This window comes from Pseudomonas flexibilis (assembly GCF_000806415.1).
GTDB classification, from domain to species: domain Bacteria; phylum Pseudomonadota; class Gammaproteobacteria; order Pseudomonadales; family Pseudomonadaceae; genus Serpens; species Serpens flexibilis.
This window is the reverse complement of sequence record NZ_JTAK01000001.1, coordinates 730,625-754,631: the sequence shown is the minus strand read 5'-3', so window position 1 is coordinate 754,631 and position 24,007 is coordinate 730,625. Positions and strand designations below refer to the sequence as shown.

30 protein-coding genes are annotated in these 24,007 nt (G+C 63.4%); 23 read left to right on the top strand and 7 right to left on the bottom strand.

The genetic code is table 11. From position 1 onward, the window contains the following. Positions 1-2 precede the first annotated feature (2 nt). From PT85_RS17660 to PT85_RS03580, 7 genes are all read left to right on the top strand, one after another. Complete coding sequence (locus PT85_RS17660) at positions 3-122, top strand: GpE family phage tail protein (RefSeq protein ID WP_039561441.1); 120 nt, start codon at positions 3-5, stop codon at positions 120-122. Further along, positions 112-2,751: a phage tail tape measure protein gene (locus PT85_RS03600; protein ID WP_039605926.1), complete on the top strand. Its 2,640-nt coding sequence runs from the start codon at positions 112-114 to the stop codon at positions 2,749-2,751. Before PT85_RS17660 ends, PT85_RS03600 begins: the two co-directional genes overlap by 11 nt. 7 nt (positions 2,752-2,758) lie before the next feature. Then, a complete protein-coding gene (locus tag PT85_RS03595; protein WP_039605925.1) occupies positions 2,759-3,202 on the top strand; it encodes a phage tail protein in 444 nt (147 codons plus the stop codon). Next, the gene (locus tag PT85_RS03590; protein WP_039605924.1) at positions 3,199-4,428 is read left to right on the top strand and encodes a phage late control D family protein; all 1,230 of its coding nucleotides are present in this window, start codon (positions 3,199-3,201) and stop codon (positions 4,426-4,428) included. Before PT85_RS03595 ends, PT85_RS03590 begins: the two co-directional genes overlap by 4 nt. Before the next feature lie 54 nt (positions 4,429-4,482). Beyond that, on the top strand, positions 4,483-4,629 hold the full coding sequence (locus PT85_RS18155; protein WP_175444368.1) for a hypothetical protein: 147 nt from the start codon (positions 4,483-4,485) through the stop codon (positions 4,627-4,629). 6 nt (positions 4,630-4,635) lie between these two features. After that, positions 4,636-5,049, top strand: a complete 414-nt coding sequence (locus tag PT85_RS03585) for a type II toxin-antitoxin system YafO family toxin (protein WP_039605923.1) — start codon at positions 4,636-4,638, stop codon at positions 5,047-5,049. A 72-nt stretch (positions 5,050-5,121) separates the two neighbouring features. Further along, entirely contained in the window at positions 5,122-5,982 is an 861-nt protein-coding gene (locus PT85_RS03580) for a DNA adenine methylase (RefSeq protein ID WP_039605922.1), read from the top strand. Here PT85_RS03580 and PT85_RS17940 read toward each other — a convergent pair. The 3 genes from PT85_RS17940 to PT85_RS03575 form a co-directional block, all read right to left on the bottom strand. After that, a complete protein-coding gene (locus PT85_RS17940) occupies positions 5,972-7,444 on the bottom strand; it encodes a ParB N-terminal domain-containing protein (RefSeq protein WP_139182040.1) in 1,473 nt (490 codons plus the stop codon). The genes PT85_RS03580 and PT85_RS17940 overlap by 11 nt on opposite strands. Before the next feature lie 71 nt (positions 7,445-7,515). Beyond that, the gene (locus tag PT85_RS17935; protein ID WP_139182041.1) at positions 7,516-8,082 is read right to left on the bottom strand and encodes a WYL domain-containing protein; all 567 of its coding nucleotides are present in this window, start codon (positions 8,080-8,082) and stop codon (positions 7,516-7,518) included. 84 nt (positions 8,083-8,166) lie between these two features. Beyond that, the gene (locus tag PT85_RS03575; protein WP_052199793.1) at positions 8,167-8,580 is read right to left on the bottom strand and encodes a helix-turn-helix domain-containing protein; all 414 of its coding nucleotides are present in this window, start codon (positions 8,578-8,580) and stop codon (positions 8,167-8,169) included. Between the two features lie 88 nt (positions 8,581-8,668). Between PT85_RS03575 and PT85_RS03570 the strand changes: the two genes are divergently transcribed. From PT85_RS03570 to PT85_RS03510, 13 genes are all read left to right on the top strand, one after another. Further along, positions 8,669-8,905: a phage-associated protein, BcepMu gp16 family gene (locus PT85_RS03570; RefSeq protein ID WP_039605921.1), complete on the top strand. Its 237-nt coding sequence runs from the start codon at positions 8,669-8,671 to the stop codon at positions 8,903-8,905. 35 nt (positions 8,906-8,940) lie between these two features. Then, the gene (locus PT85_RS03565) at positions 8,941-9,414 is read left to right on the top strand and encodes a YmfL family putative regulatory protein (RefSeq protein WP_039605920.1); all 474 of its coding nucleotides are present in this window, start codon (positions 8,941-8,943) and stop codon (positions 9,412-9,414) included. Positions 9,415-9,473: 59 nt separating this feature from the next. Further along, entirely contained in the window at positions 9,474-9,764 is a 291-nt protein-coding gene (locus PT85_RS03560; protein WP_039605919.1) for an ogr/Delta-like zinc finger family protein, read from the top strand. Next, positions 9,757-9,990, top strand: coding sequence for a hypothetical protein (locus PT85_RS03555; protein ID WP_052237594.1), 234 nt, complete (start codon positions 9,757-9,759; stop codon positions 9,988-9,990). The genes PT85_RS03560 and PT85_RS03555 overlap by 8 nt, the downstream gene beginning before the upstream one ends. A gap of 73 nt (positions 9,991-10,063) precedes the next feature. Then, entirely contained in the window at positions 10,064-10,294 is a 231-nt protein-coding gene (locus PT85_RS03550; protein WP_039561462.1) for a hypothetical protein, read from the top strand. Further along, complete coding sequence (locus tag PT85_RS03545) at positions 10,291-13,023, top strand: toprim domain-containing protein (RefSeq protein ID WP_039605918.1); 2,733 nt, start codon at positions 10,291-10,293, stop codon at positions 13,021-13,023. Before PT85_RS03550 ends, PT85_RS03545 begins: the two co-directional genes overlap by 4 nt. A gap of 47 nt (positions 13,024-13,070) precedes the next feature. Beyond that, positions 13,071-13,286 (top strand): hypothetical protein, encoded by a 216-nt coding sequence (locus tag PT85_RS03540; RefSeq protein WP_039605917.1) that lies wholly within the window; start codon positions 13,071-13,073, stop codon positions 13,284-13,286. A 170-nt stretch (positions 13,287-13,456) separates the two neighbouring features. Next, entirely contained in the window at positions 13,457-14,392 is a 936-nt protein-coding gene (locus tag PT85_RS03535) for a hypothetical protein (RefSeq protein WP_052237593.1), read from the top strand. A 74-nt stretch (positions 14,393-14,466) separates the two neighbouring features. After that, on the top strand, positions 14,467-14,721 hold the full coding sequence (locus PT85_RS03530; RefSeq protein ID WP_052237592.1) for a hypothetical protein: 255 nt from the start codon (positions 14,467-14,469) through the stop codon (positions 14,719-14,721). Between the two features lie 2 nt (positions 14,722-14,723). Continuing rightward, positions 14,724-14,921, top strand: a complete 198-nt coding sequence (locus PT85_RS03525) for a hypothetical protein (RefSeq protein WP_139182042.1) — start codon at positions 14,724-14,726, stop codon at positions 14,919-14,921. After that, positions 14,914-15,105 (top strand): hypothetical protein, encoded by a 192-nt coding sequence (locus tag PT85_RS03520; protein ID WP_039605915.1) that lies wholly within the window; start codon positions 14,914-14,916, stop codon positions 15,103-15,105. The genes PT85_RS03525 and PT85_RS03520 overlap by 8 nt, the downstream gene beginning before the upstream one ends. Then, complete coding sequence (locus tag PT85_RS18630) at positions 15,102-15,482, top strand: hypothetical protein (protein WP_065365777.1); 381 nt, start codon at positions 15,102-15,104, stop codon at positions 15,480-15,482. Before PT85_RS03520 ends, PT85_RS18630 begins: the two co-directional genes overlap by 4 nt. 102 nt (positions 15,483-15,584) lie before the next feature. After that, positions 15,585-16,760 carry an Arm DNA-binding domain-containing protein gene (locus PT85_RS03510; RefSeq protein ID WP_039605914.1) on the top strand — a complete coding sequence of 392 codons (1,176 nt, stop codon included), beginning with the start codon at positions 15,585-15,587 and terminating at the stop codon, positions 16,758-16,760. 334 nt (positions 16,761-17,094) lie between these two features. On the opposite strand, the gene cysS is transcribed toward PT85_RS03510, so the two are convergent. Both cysS and PT85_RS03500 read right to left on the bottom strand, forming a co-directional pair. Continuing rightward, the gene (gene cysS, locus PT85_RS03505; RefSeq protein ID WP_039561473.1) at positions 17,095-18,480 is read right to left on the bottom strand and encodes a cysteine--tRNA ligase; all 1,386 of its coding nucleotides are present in this window, start codon (positions 18,478-18,480) and stop codon (positions 17,095-17,097) included. A gap of 1 nt (position 18,481) precedes the next feature. Further along, entirely contained in the window at positions 18,482-20,149 is a 1,668-nt protein-coding gene (locus PT85_RS03500) for a glutamine--tRNA ligase/YqeY domain fusion protein (RefSeq protein ID WP_039605913.1), read from the bottom strand. 120 nt (positions 20,150-20,269) lie between these two features. Here PT85_RS03500 and PT85_RS03495 point away from each other — a divergent pair, with 120 nt between their 5' ends. Then, positions 20,270-20,764: a peptidylprolyl isomerase gene (locus PT85_RS03495; RefSeq protein WP_027590374.1), complete on the top strand. Its 495-nt coding sequence runs from the start codon at positions 20,270-20,272 to the stop codon at positions 20,762-20,764. Further along, positions 20,761-21,486, top strand: coding sequence for a UDP-2,3-diacylglucosamine diphosphatase (gene lpxH, locus PT85_RS03490; RefSeq protein WP_039605912.1), 726 nt, complete (start codon positions 20,761-20,763; stop codon positions 21,484-21,486). Before PT85_RS03495 ends, lpxH begins: the two co-directional genes overlap by 4 nt. Positions 21,487-21,513: 27 nt before the next feature. Here lpxH and miaE read toward each other — a convergent pair whose 3' ends face one another. Beyond that, positions 21,514-22,116: a tRNA-(ms[2]io[6]A)-hydroxylase gene (gene miaE, locus PT85_RS03485; protein ID WP_039605911.1), complete on the bottom strand. Its 603-nt coding sequence runs from the start codon at positions 22,114-22,116 to the stop codon at positions 21,514-21,516. A 205-nt stretch (positions 22,117-22,321) separates the two neighbouring features. On the opposite strand from miaE, the gene PT85_RS03480 reads away from it, so the two are divergent. After that, a complete protein-coding gene (locus tag PT85_RS03480; protein WP_027590371.1) occupies positions 22,322-23,185 on the top strand; it encodes a universal stress protein in 864 nt (287 codons plus the stop codon). Between the two features lie 4 nt (positions 23,186-23,189). Here the strand turns inward: PT85_RS03480 and PT85_RS03475 are convergent, their stop codons facing one another. Then, positions 23,190-23,639 (bottom strand): DUF1289 domain-containing protein, encoded by a 450-nt coding sequence (locus PT85_RS03475; RefSeq protein ID WP_039605910.1) that lies wholly within the window; start codon positions 23,637-23,639, stop codon positions 23,190-23,192. Positions 23,640-24,007: the final 368 nt, after the last annotated feature.

Here is a 24,007-nt window from a genome sequence, read left to right as displayed (position 1 = left end):
CCATGGCGGACATCGCCCTGGTGTTTCACTGGGGGCCGGCGGACCTCAATCCGCTGCCCCTGTCCGAACTGATGGAATGGCGGGAACAGGCCCGCCGGAGAGTCGACCCCGATGGCGCGTGATCTGAAACTGGCAGTCGTGCTGCAGGCCGTGGACCGGGCCACCCGCCCGATCCGCAACGTGATGCAGGGCAGCGAAGGCATGGCCCGGCAACTCAAGGCCAGCCGCGAAGCGCTCAAGGGGTTACAGGGGCAGCAGCGGGACATCAGCAGCTTCCGGCAGCTCAAGAGCGCCGCGCAGCAGACCGGTCACGCGCTCCAGGAGCAACAGGCCGAGGTGCGCCGGCTGTCCCAACAGCTGGCCGCGACCAACAAGCCCACCCGGCAGATGCGCCAGGAATTCCAGCAGGCGGTGCGTCAGGCGCAACGCCTCAAGCAGCAGCACCAGGGCCAGCAGCAGGAACTGCACGGCTTGCGCACCCGACTGCAACAGGCCGGCATCGGCACGCGCAACCTGGGCGAGCATGAGCAGCGGCTGCGCCGGCAGATGGCCGAGGCCAACCAGGACATCACCGACCAGACCGAACGCCTGCGCAAGCTCGGCCAGCAGCAGAAGCGCCTGGCCGAGGCCAAGGCCAGCTATGAGAAAGCGCAAGGTCTGGCCGGCAGCATAGCCGCCACCGGCGCCGCCGGGGTGGCCAGCGGCACCGGCATTCTGTACGCGGGCGCCCGTCTGATGGCCCCGCAGATGGCCGCCGATCAGCAGGGCGGGATCATCGCCGCGCAGACGGGCGAAGGCCGCGAGCAGGCCACCCGCTACACCCAGATCATCCAGAGCATCCGCACCGAGGGCGTCAGCGACGACATGGCCGCCATCGGTGCCGCCGTGGGCGCGGTGCGCAGCACCCTGGGCGCCCTGGGCGAAGTGGGGGATGACGAACTGCAACGCATCAGCCGCCGCGCCCTGGACATGAGCGCCGTGCTGGGCGGCGACGTGGCGGAGAACATCCAGGTGGCCGCGATCATGATGCAGAACGGACTGGCCAAGAACAGCGACGAGGCGCTGGACCTGCTCACCCGGGGCATGCAGTCCGTCTCCACGCAGATGCGCGGCGAGCTGCCCGAAATCCTGCACGAGTATTCGACGCACTTCCGGGGCATGGGCTTCGACGGCCAGGAGGCCATGAGCCTGCTGGTGGAGATGGCCAAGCAGGGCAAGTTCGCCCTGGACAAGACCGGCGACGCCATCAAGGAATTCAGCATCCGCGGCTCGGACATGAGCAAGGCCAGCCAGGAGGCCTACGAGAGCATCGGCCTGGACGCCGAGGCGATGTCCTCGGCCATCGCAGGCGGCGGTGATGGTGCCCAGCGCGCCCTGCAAACCACCGCCAAGGCGCTGCTGGCCATCACCGACCCCGCCGAGCGCGCCAATGCCGCCATCGCCCTGTTCGGCACGCCGGTCGAAGACCTGGCCGTCGACCAGATCCCCGACTTCCTGAAAGCCCTGTCGCGCTCCAGGAACAACCTCGGGCAGGTGGAAGGCGCCGCCGAAGGACTGGGCACCGTGCTGCGCGACGACCTGCGCGGCGACATCGCCAAGTTGGGCGGCGCCTGGACCAACCTCACCTCGACCATGATGCGCGACCAGAACGGCCCACTGCGCCAGCTGACCCAGGGCATCACCCGCATCGTCGGCCGCGTCCGCGAGTGGATCGCCGCGAACCCCACCCTGGCCGCCAACATCGTCAAGACCGCTGCCGGGCTGGGCATCCTGATGGCCGCCGGCGGTGGCCTGGCCCTGGTGCTGGCCAGCGTGCTCGGCCCCATCGCCATGGTCAGCTACGGCATGAGCGTGCTGCGCTTCGGCGCTGCTCGCTTCCTCGGCCCATTGATCAGCCTGGGCCGTACGGCGCTGCCGATGGCCGCCAAGGGCGTGCTGCTGCTCGGCAAGGCGCTGCTGATGACCCCGCTCGGCTGGATCATCGGCGCTATCGCTCTGATCGCGGGCGGCGCCTACCTGATCTGGAAGAACTGGGGCACCCTGGGGCCGAAGTTCGCCGCCCTCTGGGAGGGCCTGAAAGCCGGCGCGCTGGGCCTGTGGGAGGAACTGAAGGCAGGCTTCAGCGGCGGCCTGGCCGGCATCGCCGCCACCATCGTCAACTTCAGCCCGCTGGGCGCGTTCTACAGTGCGTTCGCCGGCGTGCTGGACTGGTTCGGCATCGAGCTACCGGGGCGCTTCACCGAGTTCGGTGGCATGCTCCTGGACGGCATGGTCAACGGCATCACCAGCCGGCTGGGCGCGGTCAAGGAGGCCATCACCGGCGCGGCCAGCTCGGCCATCGGCTGGTTCAAGGAAACCCTGGGCATTCACTCACCCTCGCGGGTGTTCGCCGAACTGGGCGGCCACACCATGGACGGCCTGCAGAAAGGCATCGTCCAGAGCGAAGGCGGCCCGCTATCGGCCGTGGGCGACATGAGCAAGCGCTTGGCCGCCGCCGGCGCGCTGACCCTGGCCGCCTCCGGTCCGCTGCTGGCCGACGAGCCGATCCGCATCGACAACCGCGCCCCGCTGAGCCCGGCCAGCCTGAGCGCACCGGCGCCGACGACGGTGAGCAACACCTACCAGATCACCATCCACGCCGCGCCCGGCATGGATGCCCAGGCCATCGCCCAGGCCGTGGCCGCCGAGCTGGACCGCCGCGAACGCGCCCGGGCCGCCCGCAGCCGCAGCAGCCTGCACGACCAGGAGTAACCGACCCATGATGATGGCCCTCGGCCTGTTCGTCTTCTCGCTGGAGACGCTGGCCTATCAGGATTTTCAGCGACAAACCGCCTGGGTCCACGGCAAGACCAGCCGCGTTGGCACCAACCCGGCGCGGCAGTTCCAGGGCCGTGACGACGACACCATCACCCTGTCCGGCGTGCTGCTGCCGGGCCTCGCCGGCACCGCGCTGAGCCTCGACGCGCTGCGCGCTATGGGCGACACCGGCAAAGCCTGGCCACTGATCGAGGGCACCGGGAAAATCTACGGCGTGTGGATCATCGAGGGCATGCAGGAAACCCGCACGCTGTTCTTCCGCGACGGCGCCGCGCGCCGCATCGAGTTCACCCTCACCCTGCAGCGCATCGATGACGGCAGCATCGACCTGCTGGGCACCGCCACCCAGGCCGGCTTCGGCCTGCTGCAGGGCCGCCGGCTATGATCGAGGCCGCCCGCAAGCAGCTGGCCTACGCCCGGCCCCTCTGCCGTCTGGTGGTCAACGGCACCGACATCACCGCCGCGGTGGAAAAGCGCCTGGTCGAGCTGACCCTGACCGACAACCGGGGCATGGAGGCAGACCAGCTCGACGTGGCCCTCAGCGACCACGACGGCAAGCTGGCCATCCCCCCGCGCGGCGCCGAGCTGCGCCTGTGGCTGGGCTGGAGCGACAGCGGCCTGGTGGACAAGGGCACCTTCACCGTGGACGAGCTGGAGCACAGCGGCGCGCCGGATACCCTGAGCATTCGCGCCCGCTCGGCCGACCTGCGCGGCGACCTGAAAACCCGCCGCGAACAGAGCTGGCACGCCACCACCCTGGGCGCGGTGCTGTCCGCCATCGCGTCGCGCCACAACCTCAAGCCCCAGGTGGAAGCGAGCCTGGCCGCCGTGCCCATCGCGCACCTGGACCAGGCCAACGAATCCGACGCCAACCTGCTCACCCGCCTGGGCCACGAGCATGACGCCATCGCCGCCATCAAGGCCGGGCGCCTGCTGTTCATGCCGGTGGGCGGCGCCAGTACCGCCGGCGGGCTGGCCCTGCCCCACGTCACCCTGACCCGTGAAGACGGCGACCAGCACCGCTACCTGGAAGCCGACCGCGACAGCTACAGCGGCGCGCGCGCCTACTACTACAACCCCGGCAGCACCAAGAAGCAGGAGGCCATCGCCGGCGCCGACGGCAACCTCAAGGACCTGCGCCACAGCTACGCCGACCGCGAGGCGGCGTTGAGCGCCGCCCGCGCCGAATGGACCCGCCTGCAACGCGGTACCGCCACGCTCAGCTACACTCTGGCCAAGGGCCGCCCGGACCTGGTACCGGACCAGACGTTCAGCCTCACCGGCGTGAAGGACGAGATCGGCGCCCTCATCTGGCTCGGTCGCAGCCTGATCCACAGCTACCGGCCCGAGGCGTACACCACCAGCCTGGAGCTGGAGTCCCAATTGCCGGACGAACAGATCGCCGACCTGCTGGACAGCGGCGAGGGCTACACGGGCGTGCGCGCCTACTACCGCGACGCCAGCGGGCAGCAGAAATACGAAATGTCGGGACGGGGCGGGAATGTGCTGCGGCTCAAGCAGCTGTACAGCGGGCAGGCGGCGGCACGGAGGGCGGTGGAGCGGGAGTGGTCAAGACTGCAAAACGACGAGGAACACACTAGTCGGAGCTAGCTCAAAAAAGATCAACGGCGTATCCTGTCGCCCATGAGAACAGGAGGCTCCCTCATGGCCACTGCAAAGAAAGTCGTCCAGCCGCAGCGCAAGGCAATCGGCAAGGTGCTCACCTACAAGGACGTGGTTCGCGCTGCTCAAGACGGGCAAAAGTCCTTCGAGCATTTCGTCGCGACCGGAAAACTACCTGTCGACAAGTAGGAATCAATGCCGTCGGTAAAGGTTTCGGATCTTTTCAAGGAAGTTTCCGACTGGTACGCGTTCTACACGGTCTTTCACGACTACAAACTTTTCGGTGATCTCCCCGATTTTTTCGGACGAGATGAACCTCTCGATTTGGCCGACATGCGCCATATCCACCTCGCCAGGACAGCCAAAATTCAGGCCCGGTGGTCACGAGAGAAACGGCAATTCAATCGAACCACCCCCATCGGTGAGCCAGAAAACGATTACTGGCTCATCTATGCCTACGACGACGTCGCTGAGGAATACCTGCTCCTGACTATCACAGGTCCAGATGCGCACAATCGCAAGGAATGGGGCTCCTACCTGCGGACAATCTTGGCGGAGATCGTGGAGCCTTGGATATTGGGCCGGTGGACTTACCCAGACATCGATTAGCGTCTGAGCAAATAGAGATGGCCATGTCCCTTCCGCCTCGATAAACTGGCCCCCTATTTGAACGGATGCCCCATGTCTATTGCCCCTTCTTTCGTTACACCTCTGCGCTACCCCGGCGGTAAAGGCCGTCTGGGAGCCTGGCTTTCCGAGCTCCTGGAGCACAACGGGCTGACGGGTGGACTGTACGTCGAGCCGTATGCCGGAGGCGCCGGCGCCGCCATGTACCTGCTGGCGAACAATCATGTTGAGCGCATTGCGATCAATGATATCGATCCCGTGGTGCATGCCTTCTGGTGGGCCGTGCTCAACGATACGGAACGCCTCGTGGACAAGGTCCTGGACACGCCCGTGACCATGGAGACCTGGCATCAGCAGCGCGAAGTGATTGCCAACGCAGCCACACATGACCTTACGACGTTAGGGTTCGCCACCTTCTTTCTGAACCGCACCAACCGCTCGGGCATGATCAAGGGTGGCGTGATTGGCGGGCAGAAGCAGACGGGAAAATACCTGATCGACGCTCGCTACAAGAAAGAGCAGTTGGCAGAGAGAATTGCGCGGATTGGCTCGATGCGGGACCGAATCCAGCTGTTCAACATCGACGCTCTCGAACTGCTCCGCCACCCCGAGCTTGATCTGAACAACCGATCACTGATCTACCTGGACCCGCCCTACTACGAAAAGGGCAGCCAGTTGTACCGAAACCATTACAAGCCCGACGACCATCAAGAAATTGCGCAGGCTGTAATGGCCATCGAAACGCCTTGGCTCGTCACATATGACAACTGCGACGAGATCAAGGGGCTATACAGCGAGGCGCAAGGGGTGGAGTTCTCCCTGCATTACTCCACCAACATGTTGAGACCTAAAGCTACCGAGGCAATGTTCTACGGAAATCTCCGTCTGCACTCCGCCCCCACACTTAGGCGCTAGACGCATCATCCGCAAGCAAGTACCTGATCAAAGGAGAAAGCTTGTTTGCGACATCACGCGCTTCGAGCTGAACAAATACATGCTGGTCATTATGAGCAACAAGATTTAGCAGGATTCTTGGCACGGAATTTTGATTTGATAATGACGTACGCAGCTGGATGTCGGATATGGTTTTTTCACAATCCACTGCAAATTTCAATATTTTATCAAGCGAAGGAACCGCACCCTGCTGAGCATACTTCGAAATGCAAGACCCCCAGCTACCAACCCTTTTCATTCTATAAATAAGAGCTATCTCTAGTAGCGATCTGAGAAGCAGCCCCGTTGCGTATGGGAAGTCTTCAGGCCTAATAGTTTGAAGCTCCTCCAGCAAGGCTGTTGCCTTATCATTTCCGATATTAGATGAGATATCGTCCGGAAGCGCCGACTCTCGCGGCCTTTTCTTAGGCTTGGGCGGCTGCCTCTTAGCCTGGGCTTTGGGCTGAGGATTTTGTGGAAGTTTTGGCAGAGCCGGAATTTCCGGAACCAACTCTTTTGCCGAAACAGAACTCTCAGTACGCGCGGGTTTAAGCTCCTGAGGAAGCTCAGACAAATAGTGCCTTACGCCATCAGCGTCATTTAGAGTACGACTGGTAAGGCGAGCCTTGTCCTGCCCAGAAAGCTGCGGTATTGAGTCGTATACAAAACGCTTGAGTACAGGCTCAATAGTCTCCTTTGTCCAGCAGAAACTAACCCACCCATCGTCACCAATGGACACAGCACCCAGCTCATCGCTCGTAACCTTGCTTTGGAGGAGCCTTCTCAAGGCTTCAATAGGGAACTTGTCCATATTGCTTTCAATTATTTCCCTTTCCTCTTTACCCCAACTCAGACCAAGGAAAAGGTCAAACATGCGAGCCTCTTGAATACAATCCTTCAGATCCAGCTCGGCAAGCCCAGTGTCCTCCATAACGTCAGCCATTTCTTGGCCTTCTGCAAACGCGTTGATCGCGAAGCGACCTTGAGCATACCTTGACCAGCTTATCACCGGTGCCTCATTAAGGTGCCTCGATGCAAGTAACTGCATTGCAGCCTGCCTAGAAGGAGCAACCACAACCGGGATTTTTTCAAAGCTAGCCTTATATGGCTGAGCAGCGAGAGCCCACTTTTTTACGTAGCGAAGATGCTTGTCCGGAGCCTTCTCAGGGTCGAGCAGAGCCTTGCACGCTGCAAGCCTCCTGTTGCCTTCGATTGCAATATATCCTCTGACTCCCTTCCTGATTACGACAATGCGCTGGTCCGGATAAAATCCAGACTTGGCGATCGACTTAATCATTTCCCTGACCTTGCCCATATTAAATATTTCTTCCAGCACCTGACTTTGCGTAGCATCGTCGGGCAGGCCCGGAAGGCGAGGATTCTTGGGATCAAGATCAATACTTGAAGGAGAGAGTGAAAATGTTTCCCAAGTCTCATAACCCATAAACTACCACTCCATTAAAAAAAGCTAGCCTACCCATCAGTGCATTTTTTTGAATTAAAAGAGAAATTCCTTCAGCCTCTCTTAACCCACTGCAAGGCACTAAGAACTTCACCAGTCTGGCAATCCACAAGATCATCAATAATCCGATCCAGACGGAACGTCCGCTCAGCACCACGCTCGTGGCACTCGCCCTTAAGATAAGTTGGCGTAACGGAGTGAACGGTAACGCGGCGCAGAGTGACAACGCCGTCAGCATCACGATATTTGAACTCGACTTCTCCAATGCTCCATCCGGTGCGAATGGCGCGGGTCTTGGCTTTAGGAGAGGCTGGCTTAACCGAAGAAGCAGACTGCTTGGCGAGGGTTTCTTCTATCGCGCCGGGCACTGCGGCGGCATAAGCAGCCATTGCCAGCGAAAGCAAGCAAGCCAGTAGGACCCACCCCCAGCCAATTCCGTCGGCACCTTCGCCTGGGAAAAGCATCCACACGAGAGCTGATGAGATGAGCACGGCAATACCAATTGAAACCCCATGCCGGCGCAACTTCCCGGAGCCATCAACCGACATCAACCAGTAGTTCGCATACCACACACTAGCGAAGCTACCTATGACCGAGGCAGCGGCAAGAAACTCTTTCACACAACACTCCCTGTACTTCTTACCTAGCGAAAAGCGACAACCCAAGAGCTCGACAAGCTGGCACATGTTCTTAACGGGAACAGATCATGCCAGCCTTTTGATATCAGCGACAACGGCCTCAAGCTCCTGGAGGCGCTGCTCAAGGGCTTTCAGCCGTTTCTTTTCCTCAGCAGCGCTCTGTATCTCTCGCTGGGCGTCCTCATCCAGGGCGCGGTACAGCTCCAGGATTGCCTGCTCACGGGGGTTCGCAGGCTCGGATGATGCGGCGGTGGCCTGCGCGCTTTGGCCGCGCAGCATCGGACCCTCGCCTGTCAGCAGCCAGTCAATCGAAATTCCCAATTGGGACCCAAGGGTGATCAGTGCATCAGGCCGTGGCTCTCGATGACCACCGGCCCAGTTCTGAAGGGAGCTGTAGGAGATTCCGCAGCGATCTGCGGCCTGTTTCAGGCTTAGTCCAAGCGCATCAACTGCTTCTCTAATTCGCTTTCCAATTCCCATATGGGAAAATTCCTCTTGACGAATCCCATTTGGGAATCTAAGGTGCGTCGCATTGGGAACATATTAGCCAAGCGAGACCCTTGGAACCATGAATAAGCGCCAGATCCAAGCCCGACTTATTGAGCAAGGCCTCAGTTTTCGTCAGTTCGCGCTGACCAAAGGTTACGAGCCGCGCACGGTGACCCAGACGGTCGAACGCTGGGCCGGCTCTGAAACCCTGCCCAATGGGCGCATCGCCTTCTCCGTCATGCGCGACCTCTCGACTCAGATCGGCGTGGAGCTGATCCCCGGCCTGCTGGATCACCCCTTCGCCAAGGCCTGCTGAACCTAGCCCTTGGCCATTACCGGGAAAACGAGAAGATGAAGCGCCCGATCCTTGAAACCCGCCGCCAAGTCATGAGTGCCGTGGTGTGTACCTACCCCGGCGGCCGCGAGTGCGCCGCCGCCCGCCTGGGCCTGCCGCTCAAGCGCCTGGACAACCAGGTCTATGAGAACGCCGGCGCCCAGCCGCTGAATGACGCCCAGTTGCACCTGCTGGAGCAGACCACCGGCACCACCCACCTGCCCGACTACATCTGCGCGCTGTATGGCGGCGTGTTCGTGCCCATGCCCGAGCAGGGCGAGCTGGACAACGTGGAGCTGTTCGAGCGCGCCCTGAACACCCAGGCCAAGCGCGGCCGGGTGGATCAGCTGATCGTCCAGGCGCTGGATGACGGCCTGATCGACGAGGCCGAGCTCGCCGAGATCGTGGCCGCCCACCGGGTACACATTGCGGCGCGGCATTCCGAAATCGGCGCCGTGATCACCCTGCACCGCAAACAGAACGACCAATAAATCCGGCGCCAAGGCGCCCCTGTTTTACCGGCCCGGCCGGAGCCGTTGGGGAGAGCAGTTTGAGTACCTACAAACTCGTATGCCCGCATTGCCACGGGCGCATGCGGATCAGGACCAGCGATGGTCAACACATATTCCTGCGCATCGCCTACCTGCAGTGCACCAATGAGGCGTGCGGCTGGTCGGTGCGGGCCGAGTTCCAGATGACCCACGAGCTCAGCCCTTCCGGCATGGCCAACCCGACCGTGCGCCTGCCGGTGGCGCCCACCACCCTGCGCCGGCAAGCCATGCAGCGGGACGACGAACAGCAACTGGACCTGATCGACACACTGGAGGCCGCCCATGGATAACCACAACGACTACCAGGAGCAGATGACCGACGCGGCCCGGCAGTTCGTGGCCCGCCACCGCGACGAACACCTGGGCAACGACCAGCAGTTGTTCGAGCGCACCACGGACTACCTGGTGACCTCGCTGGACGTGCCGGCCTTCATGGCGCCGCGCCTGGCGCACCTGGCCATGAGCCCGCCGCCGGAAAAGCCAGTCCTCTTGGGCTGGGACATCGGCACCGCTTAATCCGAACCCCTTGAGCCCATGCCCGCCTTTCCGTGGGCAGGGGATTGCTACGCCCGAATTTCAGGTGCAACCCATGAGCAGTACGCAAATCACCGTTTCAATCCAGCTCTCGCCCACCCAGGCCGAGGCCTACCTGGCCTGGGTGGTTCGCCAGTACGAGTTGGCCATGACCGAAGTCTGGTATTCCGACCGCTACCGCAAGGTGCCGGAAGGCATGCGCGGCCCGGCCGTGCTGCGCGACCACCCCTACATCGCCGGCTTGAACCGCACGGCGCGCGAGCTGCGCAAGCAGGTGCGGGCATGAAGAGCATGGACCGAGAGATCCGCGCCGAGGTGCTGCGCCGGCTGGAGAGCGACTACGGCCTGCGCCCCGTCACTGGCACCCACTACCTGCGCAAGGGTGAATGCCCGGCCTGCGGCAAGCGGGAGCTGTATGCGCGTCAGGACGAGCCCTGGTTCATCAAGTGCGGCCGCGAGAGCAAGTGCGGCCAGATGTGGCACGTAAAGGAACTGTTCGAGGATCTGTTCGACGACTGGAGCAAGCGCGCCCCGGCCACCGAGCAGGATCCGCTCGCCACTGCCCGCTCCTACCTGACCTTTGCCCGCGGCTTCGATCTGAGCCTGATCAATGGCTGGTTTACCCAGGAAAACTACTGGGACCGTGACCTTAGCATCGGCAGCGCCACGGTGCGCTTCGCCCTGGAGAAAGGCGGCTACTGGGAACGCCTGATCGACCGGCCGCACCGCTTCGGCAAGAAGAAGGCGCGTTTTGCGCCTGGGCAGAGTCCACGCGGCTACTGGTGGTGTCCGCCTTGTGTGGATCTGCTGGCCGTGGATGAGCTGTGGATTGTCGAGGGGATCTTCGACGCCATCGCCCTACTCCACCATGGCATCGCCGCCGTAGCGGCTATGGGCAGTGGCTACTACCCCGAGGAATCCCTCAAGGCGCTCCGCACCCTGCGCGCCGAGCCCGACAGCAAGCTGCCGAAGCTGGTCTGGGCGCTGGACAACGAGCCGGGCGCACACCGCTTCACCCGTAAGCACGCCAAGCTGGCCCGCGAGCTGGGCTTCCACTGCGAGGCCGCGCAGATTCCCCAGCGCGAGCGCAAGCACGACTGGAACGACCTGCATCAGCGCTGGCAATTCATCGAGGACGCTGAGAAGCGCACTGAGCAGATCGAGCGCGACCTCAAGGAGGCCCGTCACCACGGTGCGCTGCTGCTGGCTGAGAGCGCCGAAGAGAAGGGTGTGCTGATGTACCAATGGCGCGAGCGCCACGAATTTCACTTCGGCTTCGACAGCCGCCTGTACTGGTTCAAGCTCGACCTGGAGCGCTTCAACAAGGCCCTGCAGGCCCTGGAAGAAAGCGACGAAGCCGAGGACCGTGCGCTCACCGACCGACAGATGCGCGCCAAGGCGCTACGCCAGGCCGGCGCGGTGGTGGAGATCGCCAACTGCTACCCGCAGGCGCTGTATTTCCAACGCAACGAGGTGACAGACGAGAGCTGGTATTACTTCCGCATCGACTTTCCCCATGACGCGCCCAGCGTGCGTAACACCTTCACGGGTGGCCAGGTGGCGGCGGCCTCGGAGTTCAAGAAGCGCTTGCTGGGCATGGCGGCCGGCGCGGTGTTCACCGGTACCGGCTCGCAGCTGGACCGCATCATGAAGGAACAGCTTTACGCGCTGAAAACCGTCGAGACCATCGACTTCATCGGCTACAGCAAGAACCACGGCGCCTACGTGTTCGGCGACCTGGCCGTGCGCGGCGGCATCGTCGAGAAGGCCAACGACGAGGATTACTTCGAGTTCGGCAAGCTGCGCCTCAAGACGCTGCAGAAGTCCATCCGCCTGGAGCTGGCCCTGTCCGACGAGGGCTACCGCAGCGAGTGGCTGGACTGGCTGTGGACCTGTTTCGGCGCCAAGGGCGTGATCGCGCTGGCCTTCTGGTTCGGCTCGCTGTTCGCCGAGCAGATCCGCGCGGAGTTCCAGTCCTTCCCGTTCCTGGAAGTGACCGGCGAGGCCGGCGCGGGCAAATCCACCCTGCTGATGTTCCTGTGGAAGCTGTTCGGCCGCCCGGACGAGGAAGGCAAGGACCCCTCGAAGATGTCCAAGGCCGGTCTGCGCCGCTGGCTCGCCCAGGTGAGCGGCATGCCGCTGGTGATGCTGGAAGCCGACCGCAGCGACGTGGCCGGCAGCGGCCACGGCAAGGCGTTCGACTGGGACGAGTTCAAGCCGATGTTCAACGGCGGCTCGCTGGGCGTGACCGGTGTGAAGACCGCCGGCAACGAAACCCACGAGCCGCCCTTCCGGGGCACGCTGGTGATGAGCCAGAACGCGGCGGTGCAGGCCTCCGAGGCCATCATGACCCGCATCGTGAAGCTGCATTTCGTGCGCCCGGAGGTCACCAGCACCAGTCGCGCGGCGGCGGACAACCTCAACCACCTGAGCACCAAGGACGTTTCCCATTTCCTGCTGATGGCAGCGAAGAAGGAGGCCGCCGTCCTGGAGCTGTTCCGCGAGCGGGTGAAGGTCCACGAGACGACCCTGCGCGGCCTGCAGCAGATCCGCGTGGAGCGAATCATCAAGAACCACGCGCAGATGATGGCCCTGGTGGACGCCCTGCGCCTGATCGTGCCTCTCACCGATCACCAGCTGGCCAGCGTGCAGCAGACCCTGATGGGCATGGCCCTGGAGCGGCAGGCGGCGATCAACGCCGACCACCCGCAGGTGGCCGAGTTCTGGGAGGTATACGAGTACCTGGAATCGCTCGGCGACGGCCCGATGGTGAACCACAGCAAGAAGGACGAGCTGATCGCCATCAACCTCAACGAGTTCTGCGAGCGCGCCGCCGAGCACCGCCAGAAGCTGGCCGACGTGAACACCCTGCGCGACCTGCTGCGCGAGAGCCGCCGCCACAAGCTGATCGAGGCCAACAAGAGCGTGGACAGCGCCGTGCGCGCCCACTGGAACCTGAAGAACCCCCTGAGCCCGCGCTGCACCACGGTGAAGTGCTGGGTATTCAAGAAGTGAACCCCGGGCGCGGCAACGCCCGACCCAACTACCCAAGGAGAAGCACCATGCCCCAACAGCTCTACGCCGAGATCCGCAAGAACAGCCGGTACGCCCACCAGGCGCAGCGGCAACGCGAGACTGGCCCCTACCCCTTCCCGGTAACCCTCGCCCCGGAGTGCGACGGCTACGTGGTGCAGGGCGGGTACGGCGGCCAGTACCGGCTGGAGGACGTGCACCTGATCGTCCTGCACGAAGACGGCACCCAGATCCGCATCAGCTGAAACCCACCGGGCGCGGCAACGCCCGGCCACCTACCCAAGGAGAAACACCATGAACCTGCTGAATCGTTTCACCGGCTGGATCGCCCAGGGCCTCGGCCTCGGCGCGCTGGTAACAGCCGCCAACTACGTGCCCGATCTGCTGATGCTGTTTGCGCGCTGAGGAGCCAGCCATGCACACACAACCCATCGGCGCACCCGTTGCCCAGTTGCTGACCCTGATGGCCGTTGCCCTGTGTGGCGTGACGGCCGTATCGGTCTGCCTGGCCATGCTTGCGCTGATCGAGGACCGCCTGCTGGCCGGGCTGTTCGCCGGCGCGGCGGTGGTCCTGGACCTGATCAAGTACGCGGCCTGGCCGCTGGCCCTGGGGCTGCTCGCCCTGGGGCGCCACGGCAGCGCGGTGCTGATGATGGTCTGCGCCCTAATCCTGGGCGGCGTGTCGGGCTGGGCGACCTATGACCGGCTGATGTCCTCGATGCTCGCCGGTCGTGCCCAGCACCAGGCGATCCAGGAGCAGCGCATCACCGACATCGAGGCCGCCCGCCGTGCCGATGAGGCCCGCCTGACCGCGCTGGATGCCGAGGCCCGTTCCGTCCAGGAACAGGCGGCAGCCATGCGCGAGCGCGGAATGGTCAGCAAGGCGCTGCTGCTGGAGACCTCGGCCCTGCGCCGGCTGGATGACCAGCGGGAGCAGGCCCGGGCTCGACTGGAGGCCAGTTCCCGCGAGCTGACCGCGCTGCGCTCGCAGCCGGCCAAGGCGGCCAGCCTGCCGGCGCAACTGGCCACCCTCCTCTGTCTGGGATTCGCGGCGGCACTGGAGATCGTTCCCGCGCTGATTTTCGCGGCGCTGCGCTCGGCCAGACCTGTTCCCCAGCACCGGGAACCGGCGCTGGAGCGCGTCGAGGAAGAGGCAGGCGAGCAAGGCGAGAACGCCCTGCTGGGCGAGCTGCTGGCCATCGTCGGGAAGCTGGAGCCGGGAACCCGTTACGGCACCCGCGACTTCGCCAAGGCGCTGCGCATCGGCAACAGCCGCGCGGTGGCGGCATTCGGTCTCGCGCTGGAGCGCGGGGCCATACGAAAAACGCCCACCGGCTACGTGGTCGCGTAATCGGCAGGCGTTCGAGAGAAGTGGCGCGGGGAGCGGCAACTCCCCGACGCCGAACCTACCCAAGGAGAAACACCATGAATCAACCCAAGGTAAGCGGCGCCAAGGCTAACACAGCCGGCCCCGTGGAAATCATCGCTCGGTTCACCACCGGCACCTACGTGGCCAGGGCAATCGGCCGCAAATGCTCGGCCAGCAACACCATTGGCGCCCGCCAGGCCGCCGAGGCGGTGTGCGCCAAGCTCGGGCTGGACGCAGCAATGCTCCAGGAACAGCCGGATCTGCTCGGCAAACAGCAATCGCTGTTCGTGCATCCGGGGGTGGGGGTATGAACATGCGCACCCGTCCCCCGATGGCCAGCAAGCGGCTGGACCTGCCCTATATCTGCGACATCTGCGGCAACGCCCGTTCGACCGGCAAGCATGCCCGCTGCAGCAAGCTGCGCCAGAAGCGCAAGGACGCCACCTGGGCGGCGATCATGGCCGAGCAGGAAGCGGTGCGCCGCCTGAACAAGGAGGCTCGCCGTGGTTAATCAGCACGCTGCAATCCCTGCGGCCGCTCGCGCCACCGCCCTGCTGGGCGCCGCGCTGTGTCAGCACCGCATCCAGCGTACCCCGGAGCAGCGCGCCCGCGTGCAGGCCCTAGCCGAAATGGCCCGGGCTCTGGGCGCGATCAGCGATGCCGACTGGCAACTGGTGCGGGGGTGCCTGCAATGACCAGCCATCACAAGCCCGTGGAAATGGCCTCCCTCTCCCGCCGCTGCGGGAAGGGAGTCTGGGAGCTGCTGATCTATGCCGCAGACCACGGCTGGCAGATCAGCCTGACCCGAGGCGGCCACCTGCGCCTCACCAAGCCCGGCCGTGGCCCGGTGTTCACCAGCAGCACACCGAGCGACCACCGCGCCTATCTCAATACCCTGGCCATGCTGCGCCGCGCGGACCGCTCGGCACCGCTGCAGCTGACTGCGGATGACGAGGCGAAGCTCGCCCGGGCCGAAGCGCGCTGGCAGGGAGCAATGCGCGAACCGCTGTCCGCCTGGGAACGGGTGGACCTGGAGTTCGAGGGGCGCGACCAGGCGCCTATGTGTTTGTGAGACTGCGCTAGAAAGCGCGCCGCCTGGTTCTAGGGCGCCCCTCGGGGCGCCTTTTTCCGTGGGGCATAGACTCCCCCGCCTTTTCCTGTTCAGGCTGTTTTCATGATCAAGTACGAAGGCGTTGAAGTACGCGGCAACTCGATCCGCGTGTATTTCCGCTACCAGGGCGAGCGTTGCCGCGAACCCTTCCCCGGCCTACCTACTCCCGAAAATCTGGCCCATGCCGAACGGCTGGTGGGCCTGATTACCTACGAAATCAAGCACGGCACGTTCAGCTACGCGCGGCATTTCCCCAACTCGCCCAGGGTGAAGACCAACACACTTGGCCACTACATCGACTTGTGGCTGGACATCAAACGCAACGAGCTGGCCCCTTCTGGCTTCCGGATCTACAGGGGCCGTGCCGAACGGTACATCCGTGCGAAATGGGGCGACCGGCAGGCCGACCAGATCGATCACCTGGATCTGCAGCACTGGGTGCAGACCGAACTGATGCCCATCCTGCACAACAAGACGGTGAAGGAGATCGTCAGCCTGGTGAAGCAGATCTTCCTGCTGTACCGCATGCGCAATCGCATGGCACACGACCCCACCGAGGGGCTGCGCGTGCTGCTGCCGGACCCGGATGATCCCGACCCGTTCGACCGGCGCGAGATCGCGGCAATCCTGAATACGCCGACCGAGCGCGAGCAGGAACGCAACCTGGCGCAGTTCATGATCTGGGCGGGGCCTCGGGTGTCCGAGGCGATTGCGCTGGCCTGGGAGGACGTGGTGGATCTGGAGACAGGCATCGTGCGCCTGCAGCGGTCGCAGGTGCGTGGGCACTACAAGGCAACCAAGACACGCCGCTCCACCCGTGAGCTGAAGCTGCTGCGTCCCGCACGGGAAGCGCTGCAGGCCCAGGCGCGGTTTACCCGCGAGCTGCCGCCGGTGCTCGTGTCGGTAACCGAGCGAGACAACAAGACGGTGCGCGAGCGCAAGCTGCGCTTCGTGTTCCACAACAGCCGCACCGGCGCGGCGCATACCAGTTCGGACATGCTGCTCAAGGGCTGGTGGCGGCCGCACCTGAAGGCGGCCGGGGTGCGCTTTCGCGGCCCGAACAACTGCCGGCATACCTTCGCCAGTCAGTTGCTCAGCAGCGGCGCAGTGCCGTTGGAATGGATTGCGGACCAGATGGGCCACACCTCGACTGACATGATCCGCAAGCACTACGGCAAATGGATCAGCGGGGACGGCCCGGACTTCGTCAGCGTCCTGGAGCGCGCGCTCAATCTGTAATCCGAACGGCATTTCACGGCGGCCACGATCACCAGGATCTGGCCGCTTTTTTTTGCCGTTTCGCCCCGGCTGGTCCCATTTCTGGTCACATTGGCCGAGCGATGAGAAAAATATCTCTATGAATCAATGACTTAGGAGCGAATGTCGCTGTGTTCGAGTCTCTCCGTCCGCACCATCTCCCTTTCGCAACACTTGCCCAAAGCCTGAGAATCAGGCTGACCGGGCACCCTCCTCTGATAATTGAATTACTGCCGGGCACCTCCGCCGAGGCCCGCTTTGTGTATGACATAAAAAGGCCGCTCACGAGAGCGGCCTTTTGCATTGCAGCGGCGAGTTACTCAGCCAGGCGCCAGGTGGTGCCGCCCTTGCCATCCTCCAGGACCACACCCATGGCGGTGAGCTGATCGCGGATACGGTCCGATTCGGCCCAGTTCTTCTCGGCGCGAGCCTGCAGGCGGGCGGCGATCAGCGCTTCCACCTCGGCGCCATCCACCTTTCCTTCGGCGCCAGCCTGCAGGAAGGCGTCCGGCTCCAGCTGCAGCACCCCTAGCAAACCGGCCAGCTCCCGAAGGCGAGCAGCCAACGCGCCAGCAGCATTCAGGTTGTTTTCACGCAGACGGTTGACTTCGCGGATCATCTCGAACAGGACCGAGCAGGCTTCCGGCGAGTTGAAGTCATCGTCCATCGCCGCTGTGAAGCGTGCAACAAATTCCTCGCCGCCCGCCGGCTGTACATCCGGAAGCCCCTTCAGGCCGTTATAGAAACGCTCCAGAGCACCCTTGGCCTCGCGCAGGCTATCTTCGGAGTAGTTGATCGGGCTGCGGTAGTGGCTGGACACCAGCAGGTAACGCACCACTTCCGGGTGATACTTCTCCAGCACCTCACGGATGGTGAAGAAATTGCCCAGGCTCTTGGACATCTTCTCGCCATCCACACGCACTGCACCGGCATGCATCCAGGCATTTGCGTAGGGCTTGCCGGTCGCCGCCTCACTCTGGGCGATCTCGTTTTCGTGATGCGGGAACACCAGATCCGGACCACCGCCGTGGATATCGAAGGTGTCACCCAGACAGCAGGTGGACATCACCGAGCATTCGATATGCCAGCCAGGGCGCCCCGCACCCCACGGCGATTGCCAGCTCGGCTCGCCGGGCTTGGCGCCCTTCCACAGCACGAAATCCAACGGATCCTCCTTGGCCTCGTCCACCTCGATGCGCGCGCCAATTTTCAGGTCTTCGATCTTGCGGCGCGACAGCTTGCCGTAACCCTCGAACTTGCCGACCCGGTAGTACACGTCGCCATTGCCCGGTGCGTAGGCATAGCCTTTATCGATCAGCGTCTGGATCATCGCGAACATGCCGTCGATGTGCCGGGTCGCCCGCGGCTCGAGATCCGGGCGCTGCACGCCGAGGCGCGCTTCATCCTCATGCATCGCCGCGATCATGCGCTCGACCAGCGCCTCGAACGGCTCGCCGTTCTCGTTGGCCCGACGGATGATCTTGTCGTCGATGTCGGTGATGTTGCGCACATAGGTCAGGTCGTAGCCACGGTGGCGCAGCCAGCGGGCCACCACGTCGAAAGCCACCATCACCCGGGCGTGGCCGATGTGACAGAAGTCATAGACCGTCATGCCGCAAACGTACATGCGCACCTGGTTGTCGACCAGCGGCTTGAACGGCTCCTTGGTCTTGCTCAGGGTGTTGTAGATCGACAACGCCATATCAGGCTCCCCAGGAGTCGCGCAGCGTCACGGTGCGATTGAAGACCGGCGCCCCAGGCGTCGAGTCGCGACGGTCCACGCAGAAGTAGCCCTCACGCTCGAACTGGAAACGCTCTTCCGCCACCGCACTGGCCAGCGACGGCTCGGCGCGGCAGCCCTTGAGCACCACCAGGGATTCCGGGTTGATGTTGTCCAGGAAGCTGCCGCCCTCCTCGGTCTTTTCCGGATTCGGCGAACGGAACAGGCGGTCGTACAGGCGCACCTCACACTCGACGCTTTCGGCGGCCGGCACCCAGTGGATCACGCCCTTGACCTTGCGGCCTTCCGGGTTCTTGCCCAGGGTGTTTTTGTCGTAGGAGCAACGCAGTTCGACGATGTTGCCCTCAGCGTCCTTGATCGCCTCGTCGGCGCGGATCACGTAGCTGCCACGCAGGCGCACCTCGCCGCCCGGGATCAGGCGCTTGTAGCCGGCCGGCGGCACTTCTTCGAAATCGCTCGCGTCGATGTAGATCTCGCGGGAGAACGGCAGAACGCGCACGCCCATGTCCAGCTTCGGATGGCGCGGCAGCTCGAGGTTCTCGACCTGGCCTTCCGGATAGTTGGTAATCACCACCTTCAGTGGCTTGAGCACACACATGGCGCGCGCAGCGTTGGCATCCAGGTCTTCACGAATGGCGAATTCCAGCATGCCGATGTCCACCAGGCCGCCCGCGCGGTTGACGCCGATCATGTCGCAGAAGTTGCGGATCGAGGCCGGGGTATAGCCACGGCGGCGAAAGCCGGACAGCGTGGACATGCGCGGGTCGTCCCAGCCATTCACGTGGCCTTCATCGACCAGTTGCTTGAGCTTGCGCTTGCTGGTGATGGTGTAGTTCAGGTTCAGGCGCGCGAATTCGTACTGGCGCGGCTTGGCCGGCACCGGCAGGTTGTCCAGGAACCACTCGTAGAGCGGGCGGTGATCCTCGAACTCCAGGGTGCAGATCGAGTGGGTGATGCCTTCGATGGCGTCCGACTGGCCGTGGGTGAAGTCATAACTCGGATAGATGCACCACTTGTCACCGGTCTGGTGGTGGTGGGCATGACGGATGCGGTAGAGGATCGGGTCGCGCAGGTTCATGTTCGGCGAAGCCATGTCGATCTTCGCACGCAGCGCACGTGCGCCATCCGGGAACTCGCCAGCCTTCATGCGCGCGAACAGGTCGAGGTTTTCCTCCACCGAGCGCTCACGGAACGGACTGTTCCGACCCGGCTCCGTCAGGCTGCCGCGGTATTCGCGGGCCTCGTCGGGGGACAGGTCACAGACATAGGCCTTGCCGGCCTTGATCAGATGGATCGCCCAGTCGTGCAATTGCTCGAAGTAGTCCGACGCGTAATGTTCCTCGCCGGCCCACTGAAAGCCCAGCCAGCGCACGTCTTCCTTGATCGCATCGATGTATTCCTGGTCTTCCTTGGCCGGGTTGGTGTCGTCGAAGCGCAGGTTGCACTGGCCGCCAAACTCTTCGGCCAGGCCGAAGTTCAGACAGATCGACTTGGCATGACCGATATGCAGGTAACCGTTGGGCTCCGGCGGGAAGCGGGTAATGATCGTGCTGTGCTTGCCGCTGTCCAGGTCAGCCTGAACGATGGGACGGAGAAAATTCGCGGCGGCGGGAATCTCGGGCTTGCTCATGGGATCCTTGGACTGACTGCTGCGCGGCCCCGGGTAGGCCGAGCAAAATAAACGCCGTATCATAGCCGAGCTGTCATACACCTGACAGACCTCACTCCCCTGCGACAGAGAGCCCTTGTCATGATCAAGCTGCACACCAATCACGGCACCATCACCCTGCAACTGTTCGCCGACAAGGCGCCGGAAACCGTAGCCAACTTCATCCAGTACGTGAAGGATGGCCATTACGACAACACCATCTTCCACCGCGTGATCGGCAACTTCATGATCCAGGGCGGCGGCTTCGAACCCGGCATGAAGCAGAAGTCCACCCGCGCCCCCATCAAGAACGAAGCCAACAACGGTCTTTCCAACAAGACCGGCACCATCGCCATGGCACGCACCATGGAGCCGCACTCCGCCTCCGCGCAGTTCTTCATCAACGTCAAGGACAACGACTTCCTCGATCACACTGCGCCGACCGTACAGGGCTGGGGCTATGCGGTCTTCGGTGAAGTGGTCGAGGGCATGGATGTGGTCAACAAGATCAAGGCAGTGCAAACCACCATGCGTGGCGGCCACCAGGACGTGCCGGTCGACGACGTGATCATCGAGCGTGCCGAAGTCACCGAATGATCCTGCTGATCTCCGATCTGCATCTTGAAGAGGAACGCCCGGACATCACCCGGGCGTTTCTGCGTTTTCTGCGGGAACGCGCGGTGCAGGCCGACGCCCTGTATATCCTCGGCGACTTCTTCGAGGTCTGGATCGGCGATGACGGCATGACGCCCTTCCAGCACCAGATTGCCGCCGCCCTGTACGAGCTGAGCCAAACCGGCACACGCATCTTCCTGATGCACGGCAACCGCGACTTCATGATCGGCCGGGCGTTCTGCCGCGAGGCGGGCTGCACGCTGCTGAAGGACCCCAGCGTCATCACGCTGGAGAGCGAGCGGGTGCTGCTCATGCACGGCGACAGCCTGTGCACCGCCGATGAAGCCTACATGCGCATGCGCCGCATCCTGCGCAATCCGCTGGCGTTATTCATCCTGCGCCACCTGCCGCTGAGCAAGCGCCGCCAACTGGCGCGCAAGCTGCGCAATGAAAGCCGGGCACAGACCCGCATGAAGACCGCCGAAATCACCGATGTAACACCGGCGGAGGTCGAGCGAGTGATGTCCGAGCACGGCGTACGCACGCTGATTCATGGCCATACCCACCGACCCGACGTCCATACGCTCTCGGTGAATGGGCAGGACGCTCAGCGTATCGTGCTGGGCGACTGGGACAGGCAGGGCTGGGCCCTGCAGATCGACGGCAATGGACGGAGACAGGCGCCCTTCCCGCTGGAGGCGTAAGCCGGACCCTGCGTCCGGCCGCTGCCCTTAAGCCGGCACGCCGCTGTGAAAGCGGAATTCCGCGTCGGGGCTTTCGATCAGCTCCCGCTCCAGTTCGCGGAAGCGCTCGACCGAGCGCTCCACATCGGCCGGCTCGCCGAACTGATAGGCGAACTTCAGATAATTCTGGTAATGCCGCGACTCGGACTGCAGCAAGCCGGCGTAGAACTTGGCCAGCTCCGGGTCCAGATGCGGCACCAGTGCCTCGAAGCGCTCACAGCTTCGCGCCTCGATATAGGCACCCACTACCAGTGTGTCGATCAGCTTGTGCGGCTCCGACGTGCGAACCCCGGCACGCAGCCCGGAGGCATAGCGACTGGCGGACACCGGCCGGACCTCGACCTTGCGCTTCTTGAGGATGCGCAGCACCTGCTCGTGGTGCACCAGCTCTTCGCGCGCCAGCCGCGACATGTAGTTGACCAGATCCAGGCGCTGGTTGTACTTGGCGATCAGGCTCAGCGCGGTCGAAGCGGCCTTGAACTCGCAGTTCTTGTGATCGATCAGCAGGATGTCCTGGTGTTGCAGCGCCATCGCCACCCAGGCATCCGGCGTGCGGCAACCCAGGAATGCATGAATTTCCGGCAAGTTCATCAGCACCTCCCGCTCGGCATGCGCGGGATGGACAAAGCTGAATCCAGGACTCGATTTGGGGACATTACGCTCGGCTCGACAGCGAAAACGGCGCATTATACGACCGCACGCCCGTCCAGCCAGCGCCCGCGCTTGACCCAGGTCAGCGGCATGGGCCGACGAGGCGGCTACAGTTCAGCCAGGCACACCGCAAAGGAGCACACATATGCAAGCGATCCGCAGCATTCTGGTCGTCATCCAGCCCGATCTTCCGGAACAGCTCGCGCTGAAGCGCGCCCAGCTGATTGCCAGCGTGACCCAGTCGCATCTGCATCTGCTGATCTGCGCGGAGCCCGCTCAGAACCACGCCGCCCTGCTCGACACGCTGACCAAAACGCTCACCGACGAGGGATACTCCGTCACCGCCCAACAAGCCTGGCAGGACGGCCCGCACCAGACCGTGATCGCCGTGCAGCAGGCCGAAGGGTGCGCACTGGTGATCAAGCAGCACCGCCGCGACAGCCTGTTGAAGAAGGCCTTCCTGACTCCGGAAGACTGGAAACTGCTGCGCTACTGCCCCTGCCCGGTGCTGATGGTCAAGAACGACCAGCCCTGGACCGGCCGTGCCATCCTCGCCGCCGTGGATGTCGGCAACTCCGACAGCGAGCACCAGACGCTGCACACCGGCATCGTTGGCCATGCCAGCGACATCGCCCGCCTGTGCCAGGGCGAGCTGCACGTTCTCAGCGCCCACCCCTCCCCCATGCTCTCGGCGGCCGACCCGACCTTCCAGCTCAAGGAAACCATCGAGCAGCGCTACCGCGAGGCCTGCCGCAGGTTCCAGGACGAATACGAAGTTCCGGACAGCCACCTGCATATCCAGGAAGGACCGGCGGACGTACTGATCCCCAAGACCGCCCACGCGCTCAACGCAGCGGTGACCGTAATCGGCACCGTGGCCCGTACCGGCCTGGCGGGCGCCCTGATGGGCAATACCGCAGAGGTGGTGCTGGACTCACTGGAAAGCGACGTGCTGGTACTCAAGCCGGAAGACATCATTCAGCACCTGGAAACCCTGCTGCAGCGCTGAAGCCTCAGGCCTGCCCACCGGCTTCCTGCCGGCGGCGGGCCTCGGAGAGCGCATAGAACTCCTCATCGATCGCATCGCGCAGCGCTGTCAGCGTCCATTCGCCGTAAGCCGGCTGCAGCGCCAACCCGTAGGCGTCCAGGCGGCGGATATGCCGGGCGCCATGGGCCAGCAGCTGATAGGCCCAGCAGTAGGGCGACAGCTGCGGCACAAAGCGGATCTGCCGCCGCTCCAGCTGATGACGCAACAGTTGCGCATCCTGGATCACCAGCTTGTTCTCCATCACCCGCACCAGCAATAGCTCGAGTCGCCCCCATACCTGTGCCTTGCGGGACTCGTCGTACGCGTTCCAGTCGACGATCTCGTGCAGGAAGCGCTTGCAACCCCGGCACACCAGGTCGCCAAACACTGTGGAGCAGCGTCCGACACAGGGTGTGGGCAGGCGGGAATCGGACATGGCGAAGACCGGGTGGCGGCTTGCGGGGCGGGCATCTTAGCCCTTTGTCTAACCCGGGTCACCCCGGCTTGTAGTGGCTGCGCGACTTACTTTCACAGCGCCTTTCCAGTAGAATCCATCCGCCGTTTTTGGCATCACCAACCGCCGGAAGCTGTTTTCAAAGCGTCACGAGCACAGTCGAACCGAGCGGGACGAGAACCTCATCGCAGCGCTTCCTCGCTTCGTCCCCCTTGGCGTAAAACTTTGAAAGCAGCTTCTTGAGGGGAAATCTCGCAGCCCAGGCAAAGCCGCCCATAAAGCGGTGGAGTGCAGGCTCGAGGTTCCCGGGATGAGTGTCCCGGCCCATGGGACCACTGATGAGGTAATAA

Excerpts from the sequence above, each read along its gene's own strand:
- PT85_RS17660 (WP_039561441.1), top strand. The coding sequence starts at position 3 with ATGGCGGACATCGCCCTGGTGTTTCACTGGGGGCCGGCGGACCTCAAT.
- PT85_RS03600 (WP_039605926.1), top strand. The coding sequence starts at position 112 with ATGGCGCGTGATCTGAAACTGGCAGTCGTGCTGCAGGCCGTGGACCGG.
- PT85_RS03595 (WP_039605925.1), top strand. The coding sequence starts at position 2,759 with ATGATGATGGCCCTCGGCCTGTTCGTCTTCTCGCTGGAGACGCTGGCC.
- PT85_RS03590 (WP_039605924.1), top strand. The coding sequence starts at position 3,199 with ATGATCGAGGCCGCCCGCAAGCAGCTGGCCTACGCCCGGCCCCTCTGC.
- PT85_RS18155 (WP_175444368.1), top strand. The coding sequence starts at position 4,483 with ATGGCCACTGCAAAGAAAGTCGTCCAGCCGCAGCGCAAGGCAATCGGC.
- PT85_RS03585 (WP_039605923.1), top strand. The coding sequence starts at position 4,636 with ATGCCGTCGGTAAAGGTTTCGGATCTTTTCAAGGAAGTTTCCGACTGG.
- PT85_RS03580 (WP_039605922.1), top strand. The coding sequence starts at position 5,122 with ATGTCTATTGCCCCTTCTTTCGTTACACCTCTGCGCTACCCCGGCGGT.
- PT85_RS17940 (WP_139182040.1), bottom strand. The coding sequence starts at position 7,444 with ATGGGTTATGAGACTTGGGAAACATTTTCACTCTCTCCTTCAAGTATT.
- PT85_RS03575 (WP_052199793.1), bottom strand. The coding sequence starts at position 8,580 with ATGGGAATTGGAAAGCGAATTAGAGAAGCAGTTGATGCGCTTGGACTA.
- PT85_RS03570 (WP_039605921.1), top strand. The coding sequence starts at position 8,669 with ATGAATAAGCGCCAGATCCAAGCCCGACTTATTGAGCAAGGCCTCAGT.
- PT85_RS03565 (WP_039605920.1), top strand. The coding sequence starts at position 8,941 with ATGAAGCGCCCGATCCTTGAAACCCGCCGCCAAGTCATGAGTGCCGTG.
- PT85_RS03555 (WP_052237594.1), top strand. The coding sequence starts at position 9,757 with ATGGATAACCACAACGACTACCAGGAGCAGATGACCGACGCGGCCCGG.
- PT85_RS03550 (WP_039561462.1), top strand. The coding sequence starts at position 10,064 with ATGAGCAGTACGCAAATCACCGTTTCAATCCAGCTCTCGCCCACCCAG.
- PT85_RS03545 (WP_039605918.1), top strand. The coding sequence starts at position 10,291 with ATGAAGAGCATGGACCGAGAGATCCGCGCCGAGGTGCTGCGCCGGCTG.
- PT85_RS03540 (WP_039605917.1), top strand. The coding sequence starts at position 13,071 with ATGCCCCAACAGCTCTACGCCGAGATCCGCAAGAACAGCCGGTACGCC.
- PT85_RS03535 (WP_052237593.1), top strand. The coding sequence starts at position 13,457 with ATGCACACACAACCCATCGGCGCACCCGTTGCCCAGTTGCTGACCCTG.
- PT85_RS03530 (WP_052237592.1), top strand. The coding sequence starts at position 14,467 with ATGAATCAACCCAAGGTAAGCGGCGCCAAGGCTAACACAGCCGGCCCC.
- PT85_RS03525 (WP_139182042.1), top strand. The coding sequence starts at position 14,724 with ATGCGCACCCGTCCCCCGATGGCCAGCAAGCGGCTGGACCTGCCCTAT.
- PT85_RS18630 (WP_065365777.1), top strand. The coding sequence starts at position 15,102 with ATGACCAGCCATCACAAGCCCGTGGAAATGGCCTCCCTCTCCCGCCGC.
- PT85_RS03510 (WP_039605914.1), top strand. The coding sequence starts at position 15,585 with ATGATCAAGTACGAAGGCGTTGAAGTACGCGGCAACTCGATCCGCGTG.
- cysS (WP_039561473.1), bottom strand. The coding sequence starts at position 18,480 with ATGGCGTTGTCGATCTACAACACCCTGAGCAAGACCAAGGAGCCGTTC.
- PT85_RS03500 (WP_039605913.1), bottom strand. The coding sequence starts at position 20,149 with ATGAGCAAGCCCGAGATTCCCGCCGCCGCGAATTTTCTCCGTCCCATC.
- PT85_RS03495 (WP_027590374.1), top strand. The coding sequence starts at position 20,270 with ATGATCAAGCTGCACACCAATCACGGCACCATCACCCTGCAACTGTTC.
- lpxH (WP_039605912.1), top strand. The coding sequence starts at position 20,761 with ATGATCCTGCTGATCTCCGATCTGCATCTTGAAGAGGAACGCCCGGAC.
- miaE (WP_039605911.1), bottom strand. The coding sequence starts at position 22,116 with ATGAACTTGCCGGAAATTCATGCATTCCTGGGTTGCCGCACGCCGGAT.
- PT85_RS03480 (WP_027590371.1), top strand. The coding sequence starts at position 22,322 with ATGCAAGCGATCCGCAGCATTCTGGTCGTCATCCAGCCCGATCTTCCG.
- PT85_RS03475 (WP_039605910.1), bottom strand. The coding sequence starts at position 23,639 with ATGTCCGATTCCCGCCTGCCCACACCCTGTGTCGGACGCTGCTCCACA.